Below are 22902 nucleotides of genomic sequence, written 5' to 3'. Positions count from 1 at the left end.
CATCAGCCCCCCGGCCCCGCCCGAGATCATCTCGCGTTCATGGGTCAGCAGGTATTTCGCCACGTCCCACCCTTTGTTGACCTCGTGCACCACCTGTTCCTTGGGCACTTTGACATCATCAAAGAATGTCTCGCAAAACGGCGACTCACCCGAGATCAGGCGAATGGGGCTGGTCGAAATGCCCGGCGTTTCCATATCGACCAGAATGAAGGAAATCCCCTTGTGCTTGGGGGCGTCGCGGTCGGTACGCACTAGAACAAAAATCCAATCGGCCTTATCCGCATATGATGTCCAGACCTTCTGGCCATTGACCAGCCAGTGACCCCCCTTGTCCTCGCACTTGGTCTGCAAGGACGCCAGATCAGACCCCGCACCGGGCTCCGAATATCCCTGACACCAGCGTATTTCGCCGCGTGCGATTGGCGGCAGATAGTGCAGTTTCTGTTCTTCGGTTCCAAATTGCAGCAGCGCAGGCCCCAGCATCCAGATGCCAAAGCTTTCAAGCGGAGAGCGCGCCCCGATACGGCGCATTTCTTCGTGGAACACCTTTTCCCGCGCCCGATCCAGCCCGGCACCGCCATAGGCGCGCGGCCACGTGGGAACTGTCAGCCCCTGTGTCGCACACCGCTCTAACCAGTCTTTCTGCGCCTGCGATTCAAACAGCCAGCGCTTGCCGCCCCAACAGATTGTAGCTTCGCTTGAACTACGATCGCGCATCTCGGCCGGGCAGTTTTCCTCAAGCCACGCACGCAAAGCGGCCCGGAAAAGATTCGGCTCGGTAATATTGTGCATCGCGTCCTCCCACGCCTCACAGAACCTAAGCTCTGCGACGCCGTTCCGCTGTGCAGAATTGCATTTCAGTTTCGTGTTGACAACCCCTCTCTACGCCCGATGATGCTTGCCAAGAGCGCTCAGGCGTCGCGAGGAGGACCCCATGAAAGCCATGCTAAGCACCGCCACGGGCGGCCCCGAAACACTGGAACTGACTGAACTGCCGGACCCGACGCCAGGCAAGGGGCAGGTTGTGATACGCGTCCACGCGGCAGGGCTGAATTTCCCTGACACTTTGATGATTCGGGATCTTTATCAGATCAAACCACCCCGCCCCTTTGCCCCTGGCGGCGAAATCGCGGGCGAGGTTGTTGCCTTGGGTGAAGGCGTAAGCGATCTGGCTGTAGGCGATCGGATCCTTGCGCTGACCTCATATGGCGGCTTTGCCACCCATGTCGCGATTGACGCGTGGCGCGCGTTAAAAATCCCCGATGCCATGCCCTATGAAGATGCAGCCTGCTTTGTTTTCACCTACGGCACGTCCTATCACGCGCTGAAGGACCGCGGCTATCTTGCCAATGGGGATACCCTGTTGATCCTTGGCGCTGCCGGTGGCGTAGGGGCCGCGGCGATCGAGCTGGGCAAGGCCATGGGTGCGCGCGTGATTGCGGCTGTCTCGTCCGAGGAAAAAGCCGATTTCTGCCGCCGGATTGGCGCCGATGAAACGCTCATCTATGCACGTGAAATGGACAGCCGCGACGCACAAAAAGAACTGTCGGCGCAGGTCAAGGCGCTGGTCGGACCGAATGGGGTCAACGTGGCCTATGACGCAGTCGGCGGCGGATATGCCGAGCCGGTCATCCGTGCCATGGCCTGGGACGGGCGGTTTCTGGTTGTTGGCTTCCCTGCAGGCATTCCAAAGATACCGGCCAATCTTGCGCTGCTGAAAAGCTGCCAGATTGTTGGTGTGTTCTGGGGTGCGTCAGTGATGCGCGATCCTACGGCACATGCCGCGAATATGAAGGACTTGTTCACCCTGTATACGGAAGGCAAGATCAAACCTCAGATCTCAGCCAGCTTTCCCTTGGAACAGGCTGCTGAGGCCCTCAAGCTGATGGATGATAGAAAAGCGATGGGGAAAATTGTTCTGACAATGGACTAAAGCACAGCGCGGCCTTTCCTGCGGGCGCTATTCCAGATGCGCCATGTCATTATAGCCGCGCACCACCATCTTATCGCCATGGATCACCAACCGGGTGAAAGAGCCATTGGCCGCGCCTAGAAAAGTCATGGCAGGCACGCCTGTGGCAATCGACATGGCGGCGGCGATCACCCCGCCATGGACAAACGCGGCCACGCGCTGATCGGGATGCGCCGTTGCGATCCGCAACAACCCGGCGCGAACACGCCCCGTGAACTGAGCCGTGGTTTCCGCCCCCGGAATCTCACCCCATTCATGATTGGCCTCGGCGCGTTGAAAAGCCGGATGCCGCTCGGCCGCGCGGATGCGGTACTCTCCGCCATCCCAGTTGCCCAGAAAAACTTCACGCAGATCGCGCTCTTCGATTGGCTCCAAGGCCAGATGCTCCAGCAGCGGTGCCGCTGTTTGGCGGGTACGTCGCAATGTGGTGACGTAGACGGCAGAAAAGGGAACCGACTTCAGCCGTGCCGCAACGGCCTCGGCCTGCCTTTCGCCATTCTGATGCAAAGCCGGGTCGCCATGCCCGTCTTTCAGCGGAAAGGGCTTGCCCGGTATCGCTGGCTCGGACTCACCGTGCCGGACCAGCAAAATATCCGCTGCACCTGCAGGCGGAACATAAACGTGCTGACGAAACTCTTTGGTCATGGCGCGTCCTTTTCAGCAATCCACACGACACAACACCACCTCCGCGCCAAGCGCAACGTCCTGATGCCAATTGACGATAAATAGGTCGCGAACCCAAAAGGTCGCCTATCGCTAAGCGGTAGTTGATAGTGTTGAAGGGCTGGGAGCTGCGCTGACCGGCAAAAACAAGGGCGCGCGCATGATGTTAAAATGTCTTTTGAACGGCTCGGTCCATTCGGAGCCTCTCACCCTTTGTTGGGGTGAGCCTGCTCCGCTTACATCAGAAGCGAAGCGTAGCTTTCGGCGGATGCGTTGTGCAGGAAGTAGGCCAACAGCAACGCGCATACGGAAATAGGAGCCATCAACTCCATCGCATCCCTAATGAACCTTGAGGAGTCACTCCCACGCACACTCGAGTCCGCCGTCGTGGACTTCCGCGCCGTTAGGAACTGTTCCTTTGAGACTTATTTAACCATGTTCAACTCGTTACTAAGTACTTCGGACAACCTATTTCCCTCTGATTTAACCCGATATTAACGCTGTGATAATTAGGCTACAGTAGGGTGCTTTGCCGACAAATCCGGAGATATTAATCTACGGGTCGCTATTGCTGAAATGCCCGGAACGGTGATGGTGGCTAACTGGCCAATCAAACAAAAACACCAAGCCTGCTATTAACCCCGGGCGACAAAGCACGCGCTTGGCAGACCCAAAAACGCCCTTCATATAGGCCTTGGGCAGTGATCAGCGAAAGTCACGTTTTTCCGCAGATCATGCAGCCATTACTATGTCCCACCTATTGCACCATTGCAGCCTTACAAATTCCGCAGTTGACAGCAATCATGCCCTTTAACATCAGTTACATGTTACCCTTCAGAGGCCTGACACCTTGTATCCCACATCAATTAAGAACTACCGAACCCCGATCGTTTTGTCCTTGGTGATGCTATTGGGCTTTTGGGCTTCATCCCCGGGGCTGTTTGTAATTGACGAATTTATCTACCTGATCGCCGCTGAGTCCCTAGTCGATCGCGGATCCTTAATTCTCGACAACGGCTTTTCAGAACTTTCGCTTCAAACTTTGCGAACAGCACTTCTCGTTGATGGTCCAAACGGGTTGACCTCACCTTACCCTGCCGGAATTACCGCCCTTAATGGAATTGGGTATTTCATTAGTGAAAACAAGGGCATCATAGGCGTCAATGTAGTTCTGGGCGTCCTGACACTGTTTCTAGTTCAAGCCTTAGCCATGCGGATGTTCAATGATGAGCTGGTTGCATCTACCTCAGTGGTTATTATGACGGTCTGTACATTCTGGCCGGAGTACGTCTTCAGCCTCGAGTCTCATGCAATGGGTGTTTTGGTTAATACTTGTGCAATGTATTGCGCTTTGGTTGCGCTTCAAAGTGAAGACAAGGACCAGAGACTTGCGCTCTACTGGGCAGCGGCTGGCGGCGGAGCCATTGGACTTGGCGTTCTGGTTCGGGCGGACGCAGTCCTTGTTCTTCCGGCCCTGCTTTTCTTGGCGGTGATGTACTCAAAAGCACCTTTGAAATCTGTTCTTGCCGGCGCCATTGGGATGCTACCCGGGTTGCTAATTGCTTCGGGCATCAACGAGTTTAAGTTTGGAACACTTAACCCTTTATCTTATGGATCGACCGAAGGCGGAACGCGCGTAGAAGGCCACAGCGCTTATGCAAGCCTCTTGGTGTTTCTGTTCGCAATCGTCGTTTACCGGCGCTTCTTCACAGCCCGTTCACCACTGTTGATTTTCGCCGTCGCCGTATTTCTGGCGATGCTGCTGCAACCCGCTGTAGTGAACCTGTTTGTTTCAATATTCAAAGGTGGATATGCGCTTTTCGTGGACAGCAGCGCGGGTCGGTTGCGGCATGATATGACGGTCGATGACAACGGATTGCTGCGCGTTCAAGGATGGTCAAAAATGGCCTTGGGTCAAAGCATGCCTTGGATCGCTGTTTTAGCGGCCATGCCCTTCGCGAGTTGGCGAAAGAACAACGGGCAAGTGTGGAACCTTATCTGGGTCGTAGTCTTGCTTTGGTCCCTTACATTTTGGATCCGGTCTTGGGACGGTGGCTTTGGAAGCAACATGCGCTATTTTCTGCCTCTTTTCCCAGTTCTTGCGGCTCTGGCGGCCAAGATATTTGTAGACCTTGGCCGTAGCGCCGACAAACCTGCGTTGTTCATTTTTCTGGGACTTGTTTTGGGTTTCTGCTGGTGGCTCGCTTGGGCGCTGACGGGTCCAGGTGAATGGGAAGGGGCCGGTTTCTATGCTGGTAAGTGGATGCTGTTCATCGTGGCATTCTCTTTGATCTTAGGGCGCAACAACCATACACTTTGCCTTTGTGTTCTGACGGCGGCTCTGACCATAGGAAGCATTAACCTAGTGCGGGATATTATGTCCGCGCAGGAACGCAGAGAATCGTTTCGCATTTCCAACGAAGTTTTAGCAAACTCAATCACTGCGCCGAGCCTTACGATCGGGTATCCCGTACTATTTTCGTTCCAAATTCCCGTTGACTATGGGTTTGTCGGCTACCGAAGAACCAACGGCATCGAAAACGCGGCAAGTGACTACACGATTTGGGTTGATGACCAATCAATCGACGAAGTACTGGCTCATAACCCCAAGCTTGCCAAAACCGACGAGGTCCTGGACGTTGAAATGGGCAAAGTCACGCGATTGAAACTAAAGTAAGGGCAGAACAAACCCGGCTTGACAAGTGCCACGCCGAGGCTGTCCCCAGAGTTAAGTTGCGCAGGTGTGTCGTGCCTTCAGCACACTCAGCGTCTTATTGGTTCAGTGGTATTGGTTCACCTGACGCTGCATCTTGGAACACAGACGCAGAATTCGAAGGATGGGATACACGATTCCGCTTGAATTCGAGGGGTCAACAAAGGGTTCGTTTTTGGTCGGGTGGAACATGACGGCCTCCTGATCTTACCTAGGGTTAACTCAGGCCCGGAACATGTTCTGTGAACAAGGGCACACAAGACCTAGCCATGTGCCGTATTGGCGTACGAAACGGCGTTGCACAGAATGGGGCGAGATCACATTTGAAGGGGTTTTATCAGTGCAAAGCCTGTAAAGATGGGAACACGGCCACGGCCTTCACCAGAATTGTCACCCAAAAATCTGCTTATTCAAAAATTTAGGGAGCCATCTCCCTAACTTGTGGAAACGGCTCCCATAAATTTAGTCGTACACAATTTAACTCGTTACTCAACGTGTCATACAAATTACCACTCACAGCCTCGCTTGGAAAATTATCGACGATTTTTTTGCGATTTGAGAGGTTTTTCGATCAATACTCAGCACAGTAACAAAGCACATCGGCACATTGTTTACTTATTAGAGACTTTAGCGGGCGAAACTTCCCGCCGAGCCACCAATTTGAGCCAAAAGTTTGAGAATCTGCTGTGGGCTTAATCAGGTCGTCGTTTCACTAGGGTCCAAAGTCATAGAAACGGCAATTTTGGCGCCTCGCAGGGCGCAAGGCTTGTCAGAATTACATAGTAATGTTTCTATGTGATCAGCACTTTAGCAACAAAACAGGACTTTAGCATATACTATTGGGAGAATTTCTATGAAACTGCATTGCTTGGTCGCATTGTCGGCGAACCCTATTTGTTCGCAGACCTTCGCACAAGATGCGCCGATCCAGCACGATGCAGAGTTCTATGTCCTCCAGGCGCAATACGCTCAGCAATGGGCCCAGGATGATGCTGCCGTGGACGAGGCGCGTGGGGCGGGACCGAGTTCGTTCGGATACTGGCCCGGCACATGGCCCGCAAAGAGAAATTCCCGGACACTCAGTCCGCGATTGGTGTTCTCTATGAAGGGATCAAGAACATCCGACTGGAAACCCAGCGAGCGGTCGAAGCATTTCTCGCCAAACAAGGCTCGTCCATGCTGTAACCAGAACCCCCTTTGCCGCAACCCGGCCAAAGGCCCAAGCATTATAGACATCAAGGAACACAAATGGCTGCAAATCTAATTTTCGCTTTTGGCTTGGTCATCTCGCTTGGCATCGGATTTCTGTACTTTCGCGATCTTGGGGACGTTTCGCAGATGTTGCTGAAGGTAAAGCGCGAAAACATGGTGCGTTTTATTCGGCATGAATACACCCTGATCGCCGTTGGCTTGGGAAGTTTCGTGGTCGCAACGCTGGTGCATTTCATTTTTGGCAGCGGGCCGTTGTGGCTGTGGATTATTTCAGCTCCGCTTGTGATTTTGCTTTACGGATTTCCCTATGTCTGGGTTCACTTGGGACTTAGAAACCAACTGAACGATGCCGCCTTTTTCCCGATTTCAGAAGCCCGTAAATACGTCGGCCCGTCAGCGCCCGTTATCGTGATTGAAAACAACGGACACGCCCGCGCGCATCCTGATGCGCAGATCATGAGGCCTCATCTGGCTGGCGATACGAACGGTTTGGGCGGAGAAGACATCGTGATGACCTATTGCGCGATGGCAAATCTTGGACAAGGCTACGCCCCCCGGATCGAGGGCAAGCGTCTTGATCTGGAAGTTCTGGCACAGCACGGCAACAACCTGATCCTGCGCGACAATGAAACCGGAGAGCCGATCCAGCACATCTATGGGTTCCGCGAAGCCGACCGGGACCCAGAGACCGACGGCCTTGCCTGCCCCCTGCGGCCCGAAGCGCAAATGACGCCTTGGCCGACCTACCGGATGACGTTTCGCGGTTTCCAGAAAGCCTTTCCCAACGGCGAAGTCTTTCTGAACCCACCCTCGCCAAATCTGGCATTGCGCTTGCTGGACATGATCACCGAGATCACGTTTGGCTGGGGCATCGCGCGTCAGCATCAAGAGGAAGCCCCTGTCATGGACAACATGGACAGGTCCGACGATCGCTTGCCCAACAAAGCCTATGTTTGGGGTATCACCATTGGCAATGACGCCGCCTGCTGGACGGACGATTTCGTTGTCGACAACAACTGGATCGTCAACGCCAATGTCGGCGGGCGAGATATGGTGGTTAGTCTGGACCCCAAATACGAAAGCCTTGGCGTATGGTACAATGACAGCGGCAAGCCTGTGACGCGCTGTGACTTTTGGGGGATGTCGGATCAGGGCCGGTTGAAACGTGTCGAAACGCTGCGCGCGGGCGTGTTCTGGCATGTCTGGTCCGAGTTCTTTCCGGAAACCGACATCAATCGCGTTGCACAAGGAGAGACCAAAAGCGAAGCGGTCGCCTGACATACAATTTAACGCTTAACGATCTTGGGAGGGATCAATGGCTATTACGAAAAGACTTAGAGATACCGCACTGCAACTGGCATTCGTCGCGGCGCTGCCCACTTCAGTTTATGCGCAACAGTCTGATTGGTCTTATCAGGCCACGATTTACCTGTTTACACCCGAAACAGATGTGTCCCAAGAAACGCCCAATGGTACGGTCGAGGGAACTCTGGCCTTCTCAGACGCGCTGGAAAACCTCGATCTAGCGTTCATGGGTACATTTGCGGCGACCAACGGGCGTTGGTCCATTCTGGCCGACTACAACTATACCGACCTTTCGTTTAGCAACGACACGCCCGGTCAGGCCAGTTCAGGCGTCGAAACATCGCTGACCACGCAGTTCCTGAGCGGCTATCTGGGTTACAGGGTTTTGACCACAGACACTTCGACCGTTGATCTGGCCGGAGGGTTCCGGTGGTTCCGCACCCAAACAGATTTTACCGTATTACCGGGAGCGGCGCCGGGACGAATGGTAAATGTCGACGAAAGCTGGACCGACCCTGTCATCGGCGTCCGAGCGCGCATGAGGTTCAATGAACGGTGGTCCGGAACCGGTTTTTTTGACTATGGCGGTTTCGCAAGCGACAGCGAAACCTGGCAAGTTCTGCTGACGGCAGACTATGCAATCAACGACCGGTGGTTGCTGAGAGGGGGGTACCGATATATCTCGTTCGATCACGAAATAAACGGCGGCGACTTCAAGTTTGATCAATCCGGCCCGCTATTTGGGGCAACCTATCGGTTCTAGCCGGTTGCTTTGCACACAAACGGGAAATGCGTCTGGGATCGCCGCAATTCCCACTGTTGGGGGTATCAGGTCACAGGTACTTTGATACGCTGCGGCGAGGCGTCAAATGCGAAAGCAGGTGACATCGTTTCAAGCACATTCTGATGGGCCACCTGAACCCACGAACGAACCTGCAGCAGGATCGCTGCCCCGCCGACAACGATTGTTGCGCCTATCATGGGAGAGGCCGCAAGTTCATAGTTTTGGGTGCTGGCTATCCACAATGCAAACCCAAGGCGGGTCACGGCCACCGCGTCCGTTACGCGTGTCAGCTTAGGCAGGAAATAAGACGTGATCGCAGACGCGCAGACGATCAAGCCCATGTAGATAAACCCCGCCAGAACCGGCAGCGGTAATCCCAACCGTGTGGCATCGACATGCGAGTACAGAACGCAACCCGCCGAGAACGCGAGGAAGGCAATGGAATAAAGTCTGCGCTTTTCCCGGTTTAGATGTTCGACAATCCGTTTCACGGCAAAGCCCCTGAGCCAACTGACCAGACCTTTCTGAAGCCGGAATTTGTGGTTGATCTGACGAAATCTGGGCGGAAATGAGACTTTGCCACCGAAGGACCAAGACTGCATGGTCACCTTAGTACGGCGTTTCAAATTTTCCTTCGGCGTGGAAACCAACGGAAGGTGTCGTCAAAAAAGGATCAGGCTTTGGTAACATCGGAAATGTTCAATAAATCAACGGCCAGCCGGTTTATTCCTCGGCAAATATCACCAGCAGCAAGCGGCGAATCTCCAATACAAAGTCTTCCTTCGACTGGGAAATGACCAACGCGCCGCGCGCAGCGGTTATGACCAGATAAGAAAGGTCTTGCGCGCGTTCCGAAGTGGACGCCAGACCTTGCCGCAACAGAAATTCACCCAGTTTTGCAACATAGGCCCCTGGCCAGTTTTCCGGTTGAGTCGCCGCAATCTCCAACGCGTCTTCCAGCAGCTTTGCACCATGGTCCGTTTTGGATATTTCCAACGAGTCGCTCACGACATGAAGCAAGACTTCTTCCAGAACTTGAAGCGGAGCGCCGTCACCTTTCTCCAAAAGCTCAAATACATTCCGGTACAGGGTTTCGGTATAAGTTCTGAGCGCCCACGTATAGCAAGACTCCTTCGAGCCGAACTTCTTGTAGATCGACTGACGGGACAGCCTGACCGCCTTCGCGATGTCTTCCATGGATGTCTTACGGAACCCGTATTGCGCAAACGTGTTCATCACATCACGGGGATCAACACCCGAAATCGTTGGCGCCGTTACCATGTCTTACCTCTCATCAACCCGGTGCATGACGGATACCTACCCTTAGGCAGGTGCAAGTCCGCTCATATTCAGGCTGCCTCTTCCTGTCGCGTCACGTTTTGCCTGCACGAATTCATCAGCCGCTACTTCCCGTTTGAATCAAATTAGACTTCAAACCTGAGGCAGGGCCGAACGTCGCGCCTTTTTGGGCAATTGGTTTACACAACCAGTCCAACTTGCCAACGGCACTTGGCGTCGCAGTTGCGTTGCGATTGACAAAACTGGCCAAAGAAACCGTCGCCTGCGGAGCGCAAGCGACGGCTCGGCTAATTTGACGGTATCAGGATTGCACGGCTTTCATGAACCGGTCTCGGATCACGACAGGGTCCATCGTAATCGGTGGCATTTTCGCGTTACCGCTTTCGCACTTACTGACGATGATCGTCATTTTCTTGGCGTCCAGCGCCTCCTGCAGCACGCGGCCCGTATCCTCGGCCTGACATTCGACCACCCGGTCACAGCCAGCCGCCTCGGCCATTTTGGCAAGTGACGTTTTCTGCCCGGCATAGGTGGGTTGATCGCCCGTCGACCCATATGACCCGTTGTCGACAATCAGCAGGATGTAATTGTCTGCCACGTTATTGGCGATAGTGGGCAAAGTGCCAAGATTGGTCAAAACAGACCCATCGCCGTCGATGACGATAACCGGCTTAGGTTGGGCAAGCGCCAAGCCCAAACCAATGGAAGAGGCCAGACCCATCGTGCCCAGCATGTAGAAATTGGTCGGCTGATCGTCGATTGCGTGAAGCTCCTGACTGGGGATACCAATGTTGCAGACCACCAGTTGATCCCGCAGGATCGGAGCAATTTCTTTAAGGATTTCTGAACGGATCATTGGTCGCCGTAGCCTCCCCAAAAGTTGGCATCGGTCAGAATGGCGACCGGTTTGTTGCACATGAACGTGTATTTCAGGATTGCGTCCAATTCCTCGACATCCGCTTGATGGTGAAAGTGGTAGGTCGGGATGTTCAACTGGGCAAGCAGGGCCTTGGTGTGCACCGCCATTTCAACCTGACAAGCGATGGGTTCACGCAGTTCTCCGCGATACGAGATCAGCATGGGCAGCGGCATCCGGTAGTACTGAATCAACGTCGCAAGTGTGTTGATCGTTACACCAATTGCCGTGTTCTGCATAATGATGGCCGGGCGCTTTCCGCCCATCCATGCACCTGCACACAGGCCCATCCCCTCATCCTCTTTGTTGGAGGGGATATGGTAGATGCCATCACGCTCATCAATCTCGGCAATGACACCCGCCAGTTGTTTGCACGGGACGGTGGTGACGAACGAGATATCGTTGGCCATCAGATCATCCGTGATCTTTTTGTCTATGTTCATGTCCTGTTTGTCAGTCCTGATTGGGGCGCAAAAGCGCGATTGACGAGTTACGGCCTGCGGTGCACATGCACGGCACAGGCCGCATGACGGACGACGCGCGAGGCGGTCGAACCAAGAAAATAGTCGCTGAGGCCAGGCTTGTGCGACCCTATGACGATGCATTCAACGTCGTTGTCACTGGCATAGTCGATAATGGTTCGCGCCGTGTGGCCTTTGATGATATCGCACTTGATCCCGTCAATATCCGACACTTTTTCGCGCAGAAGGTTGCGCGCAGCACGAAACCCTTCGGCAACCACGTCCTTATCCAGATATGCGCTGACCGACCCTTGCGGCATTTCATAGACATGCAGGGCTATGATCTCGGTGCCTTCGGCAGACAAGGCACGTGCAACCTGCAATGTGTGCTGTGACAACCCATGATCCAGCGCCATTGGCACGAGAATTTTCTTGTACATAAAAGCCTCCTACTCCCATGGCGCGAGGATGATCTTGGGCGCGGAAACCGCACCCCTCCGCAGATCCTGGAATGCGCGCGCGCCGTCAGACAACGCGCGTGCCTCGACCCAGTCAAGCGCACCCAGACGGCCATCAAAAATGGCCTGTGCGGTTTCTCGGAAATCCTCAGCCGTATATGTATAGGTGCCGAAAAACGTGATTTCCTGCAAGGTCATACGGCGCGCATCCAGCCCGCCACTATCCTCACCTAAACCCGCATGGGCGATCACCCCGCCCGGCTGTGCCAGAGCGGAGGCCGTCGCGCGGGTCGCGGCAAACCCGACGGCGTCAATGATCAGCGGGAACGTATCGGCGGTTTCAGCGACAAGCTTAAAAGGAATCGCATTTTGCAGATATGCGCGTCGCAATGTGTTTGGCTCAACAATCTGAACGTTTTCGACCCCCATCGCGGACAGGGCCAGCGCTGCGGCAACCCCGATGGCCCCCCCGCCCAATACCAACGCGCGGCGCTCCATGGATGAATGCGACGCCTCAAGCCCAAGGCGCGCCGCATGCCACCCCACGGCCAGCGGTTCCGCCAAAGCGGCCTGTGATAGGCTGACATGCTGCGGCACATCGATCAGATTTCGTTCTGGCATGGCAACAAACTCTGCGAAAGCACCCTCACGCGGCGGCATTGAGATGATCTGGCGGTCCGGGCACAGGTTTTCGCGCCCGGCAGAACAGGCACCACAACGTCCACAGGAAACCAGCGGGTTAATGGTAACCCGCGCACCGTCACGAGGGCCGCCCACGATAACGCCAGCCGCCTCATGCCCAAGGATCAACGGCGCCGGTCGACGCGCATCATGGCCCAGATAGGCGTGCATGTCCGACCCGCAGATTCCGACTGCTTGAATCCGAATAAGGTGTTCGCCGTGATTGGGCTTGGCATCCGGGACATCCCGATAAACCACGCTTTCAACACCTTCATAGATCAAAGCCTTCATTTTGCGGTGAACCCCCCATCAACCATCAGCACCTGCCCGGTGACATAGTCCGACGCGCGCGAGCACAAAAACAAGATCGGGCCGTTTATGTCCGCCATTTCGCCATTGCGGCGAATACAGGTCTGGGCTGCATTGCGTTCCGCGCGCGCCGGATCATCAAAGACGGCGCGCGTCAATTCGGTTGGGAAGAACCCTGGCCCTATGGCATTGGCCGTGATTCCGAAGGGCGACCATGCCTCGGCCATTGCACGGGTCAATTGGCCGATCCCTGCCTTCGTGGCGCCATAGGCAACACCACCCGGAAAGGCACGCGTCGTCTGTAGCGAGGCGAAATTCACGATGCGGCCCCACCCTTTTTTCTTCATCTCAGGAACCATTGATTGGCTCAGAAAAAACGGTGCGCTGAGGTTCACAGCCAATGTCTGATCCCATCCTTCGGGGGTCACGTCATCCGCTGTCTCTCGGGTGTTCAGCCCGGCCGCGTGGACGAGGATATCCGGCGCACCAAACTTGGCCGAGACCTCCTGCGTCAGTCCATCCACACGAGATCTGTCTGAAATGTCGGCGACGACCGCATCGGCATTTTCGCCGATCTCTTCGATCAGCCCGACCAAAGCCTCGGGTCGGCGCGCAACGCCCACAACCTGCGCCCCCGCAGCCGCCAGAACCTTGGCCACCTGTCGCCCTAAGCCCGAGCTTGCACCGGTCACGCAGGCAACTCTGCCTCTCAGGTCAAAAAGCGCGCGCGGGTCATCCATCTGCGGTCAGGTCAAATTGTTCGTCGGGGAAATACTTGGCCAGACGCACGTCTGCGGCACGCGCATGGCCTTCCATCCCTTCCAGTCGGGAAATGCGGGCTGTGGCAACGGCTATCGGTTTGGACCCTTCCCGTGTTGCGCGCTGCCATGTGACGATCTTCATGTATTTGTGAACGCTCAAGCCACCAGTATAGCTTGCCGCGCCCGATGTCGGCAGCACGTGGTTCGTGCCCGTTGCCTTGTCGCCATAGGACACAGTGGTTTCTTCGCCCAGAAACAAAGAGCCATAGCAGGTCAGCCGATCCAGCCACCAATCCAGATCTTCGGCCTGTACGGTCAGATGTTCGGGCGCGTAGGCGTCGGAACAGGCGGCCATTTCCTCACGGTTAGCGCACAGGATCACTTCGGCATAGTCCCGCCACGCGGCTGAGGCATTTTCGCGATTCAATTCGGGAAGGTCCGCGATCAGGGTAGGAACCAGTTCCATCACCTTTTGCGCCAAAGGCCGATCATCCGTCACCAGCCAGACGGGTGAGTTGTAGCCATGTTCGGCCTGACTGACCAAATCGGTCGCCACCACATGCGCGTCGGCGGAATTGTCCGCAAGGATCAGGCTATCGGTCGGGCCTGCGATCATGTCGATGCCGACTTTTCCATAAAGAATGCGCTTGGCCTCGGCCACAAACTGATTGCCGGGACCCACAAGGATATTCGCACGCGGCAGACCGAACAGGCCATAAGTCATCGCGGCCACGCCCTGCACCCCGCCCATGGCCAGAATGCTATCGGCCCCGCAAATATGCGCAGCATAAACAATGGCTGGTGCGACGCCTTCCCCGGGGCGTGGCGGCGAACACGCGGTGATATGGCGGCACCCGGCCACCTTTGCCGTCGTCACCGTCATTATCGCGCTGGCGATGTGGCTATACCGTCCGCCGGGCACATAACAACCCGCCGCATCCACCGGGATCGCCTTTTGCCCTGCGACGAAACCGGGCACGATCTCCATCTCAACATCTGAAACGGTTGCTTTTTGCGTTTCGGCAAAGCGGCGCACGTTGTCATGGGCAAACCGGATATCGGCCTTCAGCTTTTCGGGCACGCGTGCGATGGCCGCGTCAATCTCGGCCTGTGTCATCAGCACGTTGCCCTCAAACTTGTCGAACTTCGCCGCGTATTCCATGGCTTTGGCGTCGCCACCCGTTTCGATATCGGCAAGGATTGTCTTTACCGTGTCATGCACCTCGGTTGCATGGGACTGCGGGGTTAGCGTCGCTTTTTTCAAATACTCGCGCGGCATGGTTAGAAAACCCTATTGGTAGATTTCAGGAAGCAGCGTGGTCGACACAGCCGGAACATAGGCGATCAGAATAACCACGATCAGCATTGTCAAAACAAAAGGAACGGCGCGGGCTGCGATCTTGAGGATCGACTCGCCGGTAATCCCCGAGACCACGAACAGGTTCAGCCCTAACGGGGGCGTAATGAACCCCACGCCCAACGCGGTGATCATCATGATGCAGAATTGGATCTCATTCATGCCGATGTTATCTGCCAGGGGCTTCAGAATCGGGGCGAGGATCACGATATTCGGCGTCGTTTCCATGACACATCCTGCCGCGATCAGGATGCCGATCATCAGCAAGATCAGCAGATATGGATCATCGGTCAGAGAAGTGACGGCTGTCACAAAGCCCTGCGGCACACCCATGATTGCCAGTGCCTCGGCCAGAGGGGCCGAGAAGGCGATGATCGGTAGGATCACCCCGTTTACCTTGGCCGAACTGACCAGCATCGACGGAAAATCGGCCAGAGTCAGAGTGCGCAGGATGAAGCCCATGATGATGGTGACAACCACAGCGGTCGCGCCCGCCTCGGTCGGGGTCAGGCGGCCCGAGAAGATGCCGTAGAAGATGATCCCCGGCACGATGAACGCGTACCAGCCGGATTTCAGCGCCGAGCCAAGATTGGCCAACCACTCGCCCATTGTCATCATGCCGCCGCCCTCATAGGCATAGATGCGATTCATGATGATGTTGGTCACAAGGATCGATACCAGAATGGCCAGACCGGGGATCAACGCCGCCAGGAACAGGGTCGAAGCGGAAATCCCCAGCACAAGGCCGATAATAATATAGGCAATCGAAGGTGGGATCAGGATGCCGGTACAGGCCCCTGCCGCGACCAACGCACAGGCATAGGGGCGGGGGTAGCCGCTTTCGACCAGTCGGTTGATCGTCATTCGGCCCACCGCAGCAGCACCCGCCGCGTCCGAGCCCGAGATGGCGGCGAACATGCCGCAGACCAGAACGGTAGCCGAGCCAAACCCGCCCTTGGCAAAGCAGGTCAGCGCCTCAGCAACATCCAGGAATTTGCGCGACAGCCCCGTTCGGACCAGCACGTCGCCCGTCAGGATGAACAATGGCACAGCGGTCAGGGCAAAGGCGTCGATGCCAGTGAACAGGCTTTCTCCCACAAGGCTGAGCGGCAGATCGCCCGACATGATCAGCATCACGATGGCCGCCGTACCGATGGCCGCCCAGACGGGTACGGCCAGTGCAATCAGGCCAACGAACAGGATCACAGGCAGATAAAAATCCCAGCCCAGTTCAACGGTTTGATTTAGGGAACCCCAAAGCATCGCGTGTCCCCTCAGTCAAACAGCTTATCGCCTTCGAAGACGGGCTTGCCGTCCCTCAGGCATTTCAGATCGCGCAGCAGCGACTGGATCAGCCGCCAGATCATCAGCGCAAAACCGGTAGGCACGGCCATCAAGAACCAGACCTTTGACACGCGCAGCCCATCCGTCACCGAGCCGAACTTGGCCGAGACATGCACCGCCTCGTACGACCAATAAAGCGCGATGACGGCCACGCCGAACATCACCAGATCGCCAAAGATATACAGCAGCGCCTTGGGACGCGGCCCGAGATAATGCATGATCACGTCGATACGGATATGGGCGCGTTCCTTGACCGCCGCCGCAGCGCCAATCCACGCGAGGTAGATAAAGGAATAGCGAACGATCTCTTCACCCCAGATCGACGAATATGCGAAAATTTCGCGCCGCAGGACCTCGATGGCCATGGTGATGACCAGCATCACGTAGAATACCAACAGCAGCCAGCGTTCGGCGTTGCGGTCTATGTTTTGAAGTAAGGTCATCTGTTCCCTCGGCGTGCAGGCAGTCAGGCGCGCGCCTTATGGTCCGGGCGTTTACCGGCCTGACTACATGAGGTTGTGACGGTCGATTAGGCGTCGTGGACGAAATATTTGCCTTGGGTCCCTGCGGCCTCGACCAATTTCTCGAACGCATCCATCGACCCGGCCAGTTCCGTCTTGAACGGATCCCAATCGGCGTTCTGATATCCACCGACGCTTTCCCACTCGGCCAGTTGATCAGAACTGAGCGAGTGGAACTCGACACCAGCCTTGTTCAGTTCAGCCATTGCATAGGCGCGGGCCGAGGGCACTTTGGCAAGGTTCTGGTGGCTCGTCATTTCGGACGCCCAAATGATGCCTTCCTGCACGTCGGCCGGCATCGAATTGAACCACTCCAGATTGCAGGAATAGACCTGACTGTCCGGCACGGCCTGCGTAAAGGTCACGTGGCTGAGGATGTCTTTGAAACCAAAGACGAACAGCGCGCCCACAGATGGATCAAGCGCATCCGCGACGCCCTGCTTGATGGCCGAGGGGGTCTCACCCCAAGCGACAGGCGTCGGGTTTGCGCCGACCATGCGATAATATTGCTGCAACATCTTGGAACCCGGTACGCGAAACTTGATACCGCTCATGTCACCCGGAGTGATAATGGCATTCCCGCCCTGCCGCACGGCAACAACGCGGGGGTCGATCACGACGTAGAACAACGCCTTGAACCCGGCAGCTTCGACCTTGGGATGGACTTCGTTTTTCCACGTGTCCGAATTCACAAGATTGGTGAATTTCTGGTTCGATCCGCACAGATACGGCATGTTGATCAGATCAACGGTAGACGCAAACGGCGCGAAATTCGACAGCGAGTGTTGCGCAGCCTGAATGGTGCCGCCCTGAACCTTTTGCACCAAAGATCCGCCTGCACCCAACTGTCCACCGGGGGCCAGCTTGACATAGACCTTGCCATTGGTGGCGTTCTGGATGTTTTCCTTCAGGTCCAGCTGCATGATCGGATAACTGCGTGATGCACCCAGCACATAGGCTGTGGCGATGGTCATCACGTGATCCGCTGCCTTTTCGCGCTCGCTTTCCTCCTTGGCGGTTTGCGCTGCGGCCTCGGATGACCACAGTACGCCCCCCGCCCCGGCAACCAGCGCCGCCGTGAACGCCCCCGTGGCGCTGAGCTTCAGGAAATTGCGGCGCTCGGCCGACGCCAGTTCAGTTTTGTCGTTGTTCATAGATTGCCCTCCCAAGCAAAAAAGTCAGCCGTCGCTTTCTGCGTCGCGGTCAGCCTCCTTTTTCAGAATTGCGACAACGAACAGGATCGACGCCGCGAACAGGACCAACATCTCACCCACGTCCCCAAGAAAGGCACTGCCTGCAAAAGCACCCAAAGCCACGTTCGCGAAGTAGATGACAAACACGATGATGGATGCGGTCAGAAACACTTTTCCGGACTCCCTTCGGATTCGGCCCAAAGTCATTTGTAAGCGCTTACATCAAAAATGCAAGCGCTTACATATCTACTTTCCTTGGAGGCCGGTTGAGATTAGACTTATTGGCAAAAGTGAATTGCGGGTTTGATAATGTCGAAATTGGGGGCGGCACCAACGCTGGACGATGTGGCCAAGATGGCGGGCGTTTCGACGGCGACTGTCTCGCGCTGCCTCAACAGCCCAGACCGTGTCGTCAAAGCGACGCGGGAACGCGTTCAATCGGCTGTTGATGCCTTGGGCTATACACCGAATTTTGCTGCACAGGTGATGGCCGCCAAACGTACATTCACCATTGGTGCGATAATCCCGACAATGGAGAACGCAATATTCGCGCGCGGGCTGCAAGCCTTTCAGGAAGAGTTGCACCAGCACGGATATACCCTTTTGGTTTCAAGCTCGGCCTACAAGCCAGACATCGAGGAAGAACAGATCAGGACGCTGGCGGCGCGGGGCGCGGATGGGCTTTTGCTGATTGGCCATGACCGCGACCCAAAAATTTATGAGTTTCTGAACCGTCGAAATATCCCCACCCTGGTCGCGTGGTCTTTTACTCCCGATGCGCCGGTCCCCTCGATCGGGTTCGACAACCGCGCGGCAATGTGCGCGTTGGCAAACCGTGTCATTGCCATGGGCCACACGCGTCTTGGCATGATTTCCGGCGTCAGCGCTGGCAATGATCGCGCGCGCCTGCGGATCGAAGGCGTTAAAGACGCCGCGCGGCAAAACGGATTGGACGTTTCGGATTTGACAATCATCGAAACGCCTTACGAAATTGAATGCGGGGCCCAAGCATTCTCCCAGTTGATGGGCCAAGCTTCGCACCCGACAGCTATCCTTTGCGGTAACGACGTCTTAGCCGTTGGCGCGCTGCGGCGGGCTCAGGAAATCGGGCTGCGCGTCCCCAAGGATGTCTCGATCACTGGGTTTGACGACATCGAATTGGCCCGAATTGTTAGCCCGGCCCTGACAACCGTGCACGTTCCACATCGCGAGATGGGGCGCAAGGCCGCCCTGCAACTGATCGAGATGGTCGAAAAACAGGTCACGGATCAGGGCGAACAGCTCGACACCAGTATCATCGAAGGTCAGTCGCTTGGGCCGCCGGTCGGGATTTAAGCTGCCTCGGCCTCCATCGTTCTGAATTCATTTTTGAGCCAGATATGTTTTTTACACATAGGCTCGGTAAAATGCTGGCGTATCAGCTTTTCCATTGCCTTCTGGATCAAAGCCGATGTCGTTTCGGGATAGACCTCGGTGGTGAACAACGACACAGTCCGCACAAAGTTCCGGCCGGGAAAAGGCATGGCTTTGACGCTGTCGTGAAATCGCTGCGCCCGGTGGAAACACGCGGCAGTGGTAATCGCCCATCCCGCGCCCTCGGCAACCAGTCCAATGATCGACTGATTGCACTCCAGTTCGAACCGGTTCGGCAGGTTGTACTTGCTGCGAGTCAACTGAATTTCGATCTGTTTACCGATCATATAGTCGCGCGAATATCTCAGCAGCGGAAGGTTTGCATCCGGCTCAAACAGTTCTTCGGGCTGAACTTCAATGCTACTTGGCAAAATGACGATAAACGGGTCGCGCATTAGCGGGTATTCGATCAACCCCTCTGTGCGTTCTGATGGCCGCGTGGCGACTCCTGCGTCCAGCTTATGCTCTTGAAGTTTGGCGATGATCTCATGGCTCGGGCGGGTGTAGTGTCGAAAGTTACAGCGCGGCAACGCCTGGGCCAGAAACCGGAACAGATCAGGCGCGATCTGGTTATCAAAATCGTCGATCAGGGCCAGCCTCAGGTCGGTCGCGTGACGCCAGTTTCCGGTTCGGATTTCAGCCTCACCCCGTTTCAATACCGTCAGACCATCGCGAACATAACGCGCAAACACTTCTCCGGCCGGGGTCAGCCCCATAGGGCGGCGACCATGGTCTACCAGTTCGATGCCAAGCGCACGTTCAAGACTGCGCAGGTGGTTTGAGACAGTACTGATGGACAAGCCGGTTTCCGACGCGACCTGTTGGATCGACCCTGACTTGGCGATCAATTGAAACACTTCCAGCCAGCGGAGGCTTAGGGATTTAGACACAGCAACCGTCCATTGTTTCGATTACCTCGAAACAAGCCAAGCAGAGAAATGCCCGTTCGGCAATGGTGATGTTGTTTATACGACCCTAACCTAAGACCGAACCCGTTCAAGATTGGGGTCGTAGGGCGAGGTCGGAACAACGGTGACCGCCACATGCTCGCCACAACGATCCAACACCATTTCGCTGCCGATTTCGGCCAAGTCCGACTCAACAAATCCATGCGCCAGATTAAGGCCGGTTCGATGCCCCCATTCGCCGGACGTGACGGTGCCAACAACCCTATCCCCCCGCATGAGCGACCCTCCGGGATGCGCGGGGCCTTGCGATGTGTGCACCTGCAAGACAACCAACTTTTTGCGAAGTCCGTCCGACTGCCGCGCCTTCAATGCCGTGCGCCCGATAAAGTCACCTTTGTCGAGTTTCACGAACCGATCCAAGCCGGTTTCAAAAGGATCAAACTCTGTAATTAAGTCGGATTTCCAATGCAGGAAGCTTTTCTCCATGCGCATCGAGTCGACGGCGCGTGCGCCAAATAACTTCATGCCCAAGGGTTCACCAGCCTGACGTAAAGCCAAGTATGCAGCATAGAGCGACGCGTTGGGCACGTGGATTTCATAGGCCAGTTCACCCGAGAAACTGACACCCATAACGGTGGCGGGGGCGATCCCGACAAAACACTCGCGAACGCTGAGCCACGGGAACGCCTGTGCCGACCAGTCGCCGCGCGCGCAGGCGGACAGGACATCCCGCGCCCTGGGGCCGGCAAGGATCAGGATGGTCTGATCGTGTGTCAGGCTGCGCAGGTGGACGTCTTCGTCAGCCCGCAAATGGCTGGTCAGCCAGTCCATGTCGTGAAACTCACTGGCCGCAGCTGAGCCGTACCAAGTGCGTTCAGGGCCCCGGTCGCTGGCGGGCAAATTGGCCAGTGTCGCTTCGGCCTTGATCATACCGTTGTGGTTCAGCAGGTAACCCAACCCCACACGCCCGTCGCGCTTTATCACAGACCCACAGAACATCCGATCCAGAAATGCGTGACGATCTGCACCCGTTATCTCGATCCGATTGAAACCGTTCACCTCGGCCAGCCCCACATTGGTCTGAACATTGGCGACCTCGGCGGCCACCAGATCGAAGGTTTCGTCAAAATCGAAACTGTGGGTGTGCGCGAAATCTGGCGCGGGCTTAATGTAATCCACCCTTTCCCACCCGTTGACCACGGTGAATTCGGCCCCCTCAGCCGCCAAAACCGGGGTCAGAGGGGTCGTCTTGGCAGGTCGCCCGGCGGGGCGGTGTTCATGCGGAAAGTGAAAGCGGAATTCGTTCTGGTAGTCCTCGATGGCCTTCAACGCCGTCAGTTCGACATTCGCATGCCCCGTGAACCGGCGGGGATCAAGGCACCACGTGTCGTAACACGCCTCGCCGTGCACGATCTGTTGCGCCAGCAGCCAGCCATGGCCGCCACCCTCGCCCAAACCGGCGCGCAGGCCGATGATGCAGAATGCATTGCGCTTGCCCGGGATCGGCCCGACCAAAGGCGCGCCGTCGATCGTATAGGTGATCGGGCCATTGACCACCGTATGCACCCCCGCCTCCATCAGTGCGGGCATACGGGCAAAAGCGCCCTCCAGCACACCCGTTACGCGGTCCAGATCGTCAGGACACAGCGCGTTGACGAAATTCGGGTCGATCCCGTCCATGCCCCATGTCTTGCAATCCTGTTCGTAGAACCCCAGCAACAACCCGTTCTTTTCCTGCCGACAATAATAGTCGCTGATCGGGCAGCGCAGCAGAGGCATCCTGTGGCCCGCGTCGCGAATGGCCGGGATCTCTTCGGTCAGGAAATACTGATGCTCCATCGAGGCGACGGGGTGATGCACCCCCATCATCGCGCCCACCTCGTTCACGCGATAGCCACCCGCGTTGACGACGATATCGCAGTCGATATCGCCCTGTTCGGTTTGCACCGTCCATGTATCATCGGCATGTTGTTTCAGCCCGACAACCGGCGTATTGCGATAGACCTCGGCCCCTGCCTTGCGCGCCCGCCGGGCCAGCGCCTGACACAGCTGCGCAGGGTCGATATCGCCATCCATCGGATCCCACAGCCCGCCGATCAGGTTCTCGGTCGAGATCAGAGGGTGACGGCGCGCGCATTCCTCGGCATCTATCACCTCAAACTGCACATCCATTCCGCGCGCCATGGATGCGAAATGGCGATAACCCTGCATCTGCGCTTCTGTATTGGCCAGCCGGATGCCGCCGTCGCCATGGTGATAATTGATCGGATAATCCGGGTCTTCGGCCAGTTCCTTATACAGCCCGATCGAGTGCGATTTCAGCCCGACCATCGTCTGGTTCATCCCAAAGTTCGTCACCTGCGCCGCCGAATGCCACGTGGTGCCCGAGGTCAGCTCGTTCCGCTCGACCAGAACCACATCGCTCCACCCCTCCTGCGTCAGATGATAAAGGGTAGAACAGCCCGCAATCCCGCCTCCGATGACAACGACTTTGGTGCGTGATTTCATGAACGTGGCTCCTGCTTTGCTGCCCACAAGTCTTGCGGAACTATGCGCGCCCGCGACAAGCCGCCCAGTGCTTGTATTGAAAAATCGAAACCGCGATTGCGGATTCTGCAAATTGCACTTGGCC

General features: G+C 56.3%; 23 protein-coding genes. 6 read left to right on the top strand and 17 right to left on the bottom strand.

From position 1 onward, the window contains the following. Positions 1 to 792 (bottom strand): acyl-CoA dehydrogenase family protein (locus tag RUESEDTHA_RS14550; protein WP_180887496.1); only part of this gene is annotated, 792 nt, incomplete at its 3' end. A gap of 142 nt (positions 793 to 934) precedes the next feature. Between RUESEDTHA_RS14550 and RUESEDTHA_RS14545 the strand changes: the two genes are divergently transcribed. After that, complete coding sequence (locus tag RUESEDTHA_RS14545) at positions 935 to 1933, top strand: NADPH:quinone oxidoreductase family protein (RefSeq protein WP_180887495.1); 999 nt, start codon at positions 935 to 937, stop codon at positions 1931 to 1933. Between the two features lie 27 nt (positions 1934 to 1960). Here the strand turns inward: RUESEDTHA_RS14545 and RUESEDTHA_RS14540 are convergent, their stop codons facing one another. After that, entirely contained in the window at positions 1961 to 2617 is a 657-nt protein-coding gene (locus RUESEDTHA_RS14540) for a histidine phosphatase family protein (RefSeq protein ID WP_180887494.1), read from the bottom strand. 928 nt (positions 2618 to 3545) lie between these two features. Between RUESEDTHA_RS14540 and RUESEDTHA_RS14535 the strand changes: the two genes are divergently transcribed. Next, complete coding sequence (locus RUESEDTHA_RS14535; RefSeq protein ID WP_219635860.1) at positions 3546 to 5312, top strand: hypothetical protein; 1767 nt, start codon at positions 3546 to 3548, stop codon at positions 5310 to 5312. Positions 5313 to 5414: 102 nt separating this feature from the next. Here the strand turns inward: RUESEDTHA_RS14535 and RUESEDTHA_RS20895 are convergent, their stop codons facing one another. Further along, positions 5415 to 5540 (bottom strand): hypothetical protein, encoded by a 126-nt coding sequence (locus RUESEDTHA_RS20895; RefSeq protein WP_255431748.1) that lies wholly within the window; start codon positions 5538 to 5540, stop codon positions 5415 to 5417. An 858-nt stretch (positions 5541 to 6398) separates the two neighbouring features. Between RUESEDTHA_RS20895 and RUESEDTHA_RS14530 the strand changes: the two genes are divergently transcribed. The 3 genes from RUESEDTHA_RS14530 to RUESEDTHA_RS14520 all read left to right on the top strand — a co-directional run bounded on the left by RUESEDTHA_RS14530 (position 6399) and on the right by RUESEDTHA_RS14520 (position 8628). Continuing rightward, positions 6399 to 6533 carry a hypothetical protein gene (locus tag RUESEDTHA_RS14530; RefSeq protein WP_255431747.1) on the top strand — a complete coding sequence of 45 codons (135 nt, stop codon included), beginning with the start codon at positions 6399 to 6401 and terminating at the stop codon, positions 6531 to 6533. 63 nt (positions 6534 to 6596) lie between these two features. After that, on the top strand, positions 6597 to 7838 hold the full coding sequence (locus RUESEDTHA_RS14525) for a DUF3179 domain-containing (seleno)protein (protein ID WP_180887492.1): 1242 nt from the start codon (positions 6597 to 6599) through the stop codon (positions 7836 to 7838). Positions 7839 to 7875: 37 nt separating this feature from the next. Beyond that, positions 7876 to 8628: an outer membrane protein gene (locus RUESEDTHA_RS14520; RefSeq protein WP_255431746.1), complete on the top strand. Its 753-nt coding sequence runs from the start codon at positions 7876 to 7878 to the stop codon at positions 8626 to 8628. A 65-nt stretch (positions 8629 to 8693) separates the two neighbouring features. Here the strand turns inward: RUESEDTHA_RS14520 and RUESEDTHA_RS14515 are convergent, their stop codons facing one another. The 12 genes from RUESEDTHA_RS14515 to RUESEDTHA_RS14460 all read right to left on the bottom strand — a co-directional run bounded on the left by RUESEDTHA_RS14515 (position 8694) and on the right by RUESEDTHA_RS14460 (position 18120). Continuing rightward, entirely contained in the window at positions 8694 to 9275 is a 582-nt protein-coding gene (locus tag RUESEDTHA_RS14515) for a hypothetical protein (RefSeq protein ID WP_180887491.1), read from the bottom strand. A 97-nt stretch (positions 9276 to 9372) separates the two neighbouring features. Then, positions 9373 to 9930 carry a TetR/AcrR family transcriptional regulator gene (locus tag RUESEDTHA_RS14510; protein ID WP_180887490.1) on the bottom strand — a complete coding sequence of 186 codons (558 nt, stop codon included), beginning with the start codon at positions 9928 to 9930 and terminating at the stop codon, positions 9373 to 9375. Between the two features lie 319 nt (positions 9931 to 10249). Beyond that, positions 10250 to 10804 (bottom strand): sulfopyruvate decarboxylase subunit beta, encoded by a 555-nt coding sequence (comE, locus tag RUESEDTHA_RS14505; protein WP_180887489.1) that lies wholly within the window; start codon positions 10802 to 10804, stop codon positions 10250 to 10252. Beyond that, complete coding sequence (comD, locus tag RUESEDTHA_RS14500) at positions 10801 to 11307, bottom strand: sulfopyruvate decarboxylase subunit alpha (RefSeq protein WP_170698774.1); 507 nt, start codon at positions 11305 to 11307, stop codon at positions 10801 to 10803. The genes comE and comD overlap by 4 nt, the downstream gene beginning before the upstream one ends. Before the next feature lie 47 nt (positions 11308 to 11354). Further along, the gene (locus tag RUESEDTHA_RS14495) at positions 11355 to 11765 is read right to left on the bottom strand and encodes a universal stress protein (RefSeq protein ID WP_180887488.1); all 411 of its coding nucleotides are present in this window, start codon (positions 11763 to 11765) and stop codon (positions 11355 to 11357) included. A gap of 9 nt (positions 11766 to 11774) precedes the next feature. Continuing rightward, a complete protein-coding gene (locus tag RUESEDTHA_RS14490) occupies positions 11775 to 12755 on the bottom strand; it encodes an alcohol dehydrogenase catalytic domain-containing protein (protein ID WP_180887487.1) in 981 nt (326 codons plus the stop codon). After that, on the bottom strand, positions 12752 to 13513 hold the full coding sequence (locus tag RUESEDTHA_RS14485) for an SDR family NAD(P)-dependent oxidoreductase (RefSeq protein WP_180887486.1): 762 nt from the start codon (positions 13511 to 13513) through the stop codon (positions 12752 to 12754). Before RUESEDTHA_RS14485 ends, RUESEDTHA_RS14490 begins: the two co-directional genes overlap by 4 nt. Further along, positions 13506 to 14813 carry a histidinol dehydrogenase gene (gene hisD, locus RUESEDTHA_RS14480; protein ID WP_180887485.1) on the bottom strand — a complete coding sequence of 436 codons (1308 nt, stop codon included), beginning with the start codon at positions 14811 to 14813 and terminating at the stop codon, positions 13506 to 13508. The genes RUESEDTHA_RS14485 and hisD overlap by 8 nt, the downstream gene beginning before the upstream one ends. A gap of 12 nt (positions 14814 to 14825) precedes the next feature. Continuing rightward, the gene (locus tag RUESEDTHA_RS14475) at positions 14826 to 16154 is read right to left on the bottom strand and encodes a TRAP transporter large permease (protein WP_180887484.1); all 1329 of its coding nucleotides are present in this window, start codon (positions 16152 to 16154) and stop codon (positions 14826 to 14828) included. 11 nt (positions 16155 to 16165) lie between these two features. After that, a complete protein-coding gene (locus RUESEDTHA_RS14470; protein ID WP_180887483.1) occupies positions 16166 to 16678 on the bottom strand; it encodes a TRAP transporter small permease in 513 nt (170 codons plus the stop codon). 86 nt (positions 16679 to 16764) lie between these two features. Continuing rightward, entirely contained in the window at positions 16765 to 17910 is a 1146-nt protein-coding gene (locus tag RUESEDTHA_RS14465) for a TRAP transporter substrate-binding protein (protein WP_180887482.1), read from the bottom strand. A 24-nt stretch (positions 17911 to 17934) separates the two neighbouring features. Then, the gene (locus tag RUESEDTHA_RS14460; RefSeq protein WP_171126139.1) at positions 17935 to 18120 is read right to left on the bottom strand and encodes a hypothetical protein; all 186 of its coding nucleotides are present in this window, start codon (positions 18118 to 18120) and stop codon (positions 17935 to 17937) included. 138 nt (positions 18121 to 18258) lie between these two features. Here RUESEDTHA_RS14460 and RUESEDTHA_RS14455 point away from each other — a divergent pair, with 138 nt between their 5' ends. After that, positions 18259 to 19284 (top strand): LacI family DNA-binding transcriptional regulator, encoded by a 1026-nt coding sequence (locus RUESEDTHA_RS14455; RefSeq protein WP_180887481.1) that lies wholly within the window; start codon positions 18259 to 18261, stop codon positions 19282 to 19284. Here RUESEDTHA_RS14455 and RUESEDTHA_RS14450 read toward each other — a convergent pair. Next, complete coding sequence (locus RUESEDTHA_RS14450) at positions 19281 to 20252, bottom strand: LysR family transcriptional regulator (RefSeq protein ID WP_171123460.1); 972 nt, start codon at positions 20250 to 20252, stop codon at positions 19281 to 19283. The genes RUESEDTHA_RS14455 and RUESEDTHA_RS14450 overlap by 4 nt on opposite strands. Before the next feature lie 90 nt (positions 20253 to 20342). Then, on the bottom strand, positions 20343 to 22778 hold the full coding sequence (locus tag RUESEDTHA_RS14445) for an FAD-dependent oxidoreductase (protein WP_180887480.1): 2436 nt from the start codon (positions 22776 to 22778) through the stop codon (positions 20343 to 20345). Between the last annotated feature and the right edge of the window lie 124 nt (positions 22779 to 22902).

It is taken from the genome of Ruegeria sp. THAF57 (genome assembly GCF_903914075.1).
Taxonomy (GTDB): Bacteria; Pseudomonadota; Alphaproteobacteria; order Rhodobacterales; family Rhodobacteraceae; genus Ruegeria.
Note: the sequence above shows the minus strand (reverse complement) of the source record. Positions and strands in the feature narration are given on the sequence as shown.

What these genes read in the sequence shown, in the direction of transcription:
- RUESEDTHA_RS14540 (WP_180887494.1), bottom strand. Translation starts at nt 2,617, where the DNA reads ATGACCAAAGAGTTTCGTCAGCACGTTTATGTTCCGCCTGCAGGTGCA.
- RUESEDTHA_RS14490 (WP_180887487.1), bottom strand. Translation starts at nt 12,755, where the DNA reads ATGAAGGCTTTGATCTATGAAGGTGTTGAAAGCGTGGTTTATCGGGAT.
- RUESEDTHA_RS14485 (WP_180887486.1), bottom strand. Translation starts at nt 13,513, where the DNA reads ATGGATGACCCGCGCGCGCTTTTTGACCTGAGAGGCAGAGTTGCCTGC.
- comD (WP_170698774.1), bottom strand. Translation starts at nt 11,307, where the DNA reads ATGAACATAGACAAAAAGATCACGGATGATCTGATGGCCAACGATATC.
- RUESEDTHA_RS14475 (WP_180887484.1), bottom strand. Translation starts at nt 16,154, where the DNA reads ATGCTTTGGGGTTCCCTAAATCAAACCGTTGAACTGGGCTGGGATTTT.
- RUESEDTHA_RS14520 (WP_255431746.1), top strand. Translation starts at nt 7,876, where the DNA reads ATGGCTATTACGAAAAGACTTAGAGATACCGCACTGCAACTGGCATTC.
- RUESEDTHA_RS14455 (WP_180887481.1), top strand. Translation starts at nt 18,259, where the DNA reads ATGTCGAAATTGGGGGCGGCACCAACGCTGGACGATGTGGCCAAGATG.
- RUESEDTHA_RS14495 (WP_180887488.1), bottom strand. Translation starts at nt 11,765, where the DNA reads ATGTACAAGAAAATTCTCGTGCCAATGGCGCTGGATCATGGGTTGTCA.
- RUESEDTHA_RS14525 (WP_180887492.1), top strand. Translation starts at nt 6,597, where the DNA reads ATGGCTGCAAATCTAATTTTCGCTTTTGGCTTGGTCATCTCGCTTGGC.
- hisD (WP_180887485.1), bottom strand. Translation starts at nt 14,813, where the DNA reads ATGCCGCGCGAGTATTTGAAAAAAGCGACGCTAACCCCGCAGTCCCAT.
- RUESEDTHA_RS20895 (WP_255431748.1), bottom strand. Translation starts at nt 5,540, where the DNA reads ATGTTCCACCCGACCAAAAACGAACCCTTTGTTGACCCCTCGAATTCA.
- RUESEDTHA_RS14530 (WP_255431747.1), top strand. Translation starts at nt 6,399, where the DNA reads ATGGCCCGCAAAGAGAAATTCCCGGACACTCAGTCCGCGATTGGTGTT.
- RUESEDTHA_RS14470 (WP_180887483.1), bottom strand. Translation starts at nt 16,678, where the DNA reads ATGACCTTACTTCAAAACATAGACCGCAACGCCGAACGCTGGCTGCTG.
- comE (WP_180887489.1), bottom strand. Translation starts at nt 10,804, where the DNA reads ATGATCCGTTCAGAAATCCTTAAAGAAATTGCTCCGATCCTGCGGGAT.
- RUESEDTHA_RS14445 (WP_180887480.1), bottom strand. Translation starts at nt 22,778, where the DNA reads ATGAAATCACGCACCAAAGTCGTTGTCATCGGAGGCGGGATTGCGGGC.
- RUESEDTHA_RS14510 (WP_180887490.1), bottom strand. Translation starts at nt 9,930, where the DNA reads ATGGTAACGGCGCCAACGATTTCGGGTGTTGATCCCCGTGATGTGATG.
- RUESEDTHA_RS14465 (WP_180887482.1), bottom strand. Translation starts at nt 17,910, where the DNA reads ATGAACAACGACAAAACTGAACTGGCGTCGGCCGAGCGCCGCAATTTC.
- RUESEDTHA_RS14545 (WP_180887495.1), top strand. Translation starts at nt 935, where the DNA reads ATGAAAGCCATGCTAAGCACCGCCACGGGCGGCCCCGAAACACTGGAA.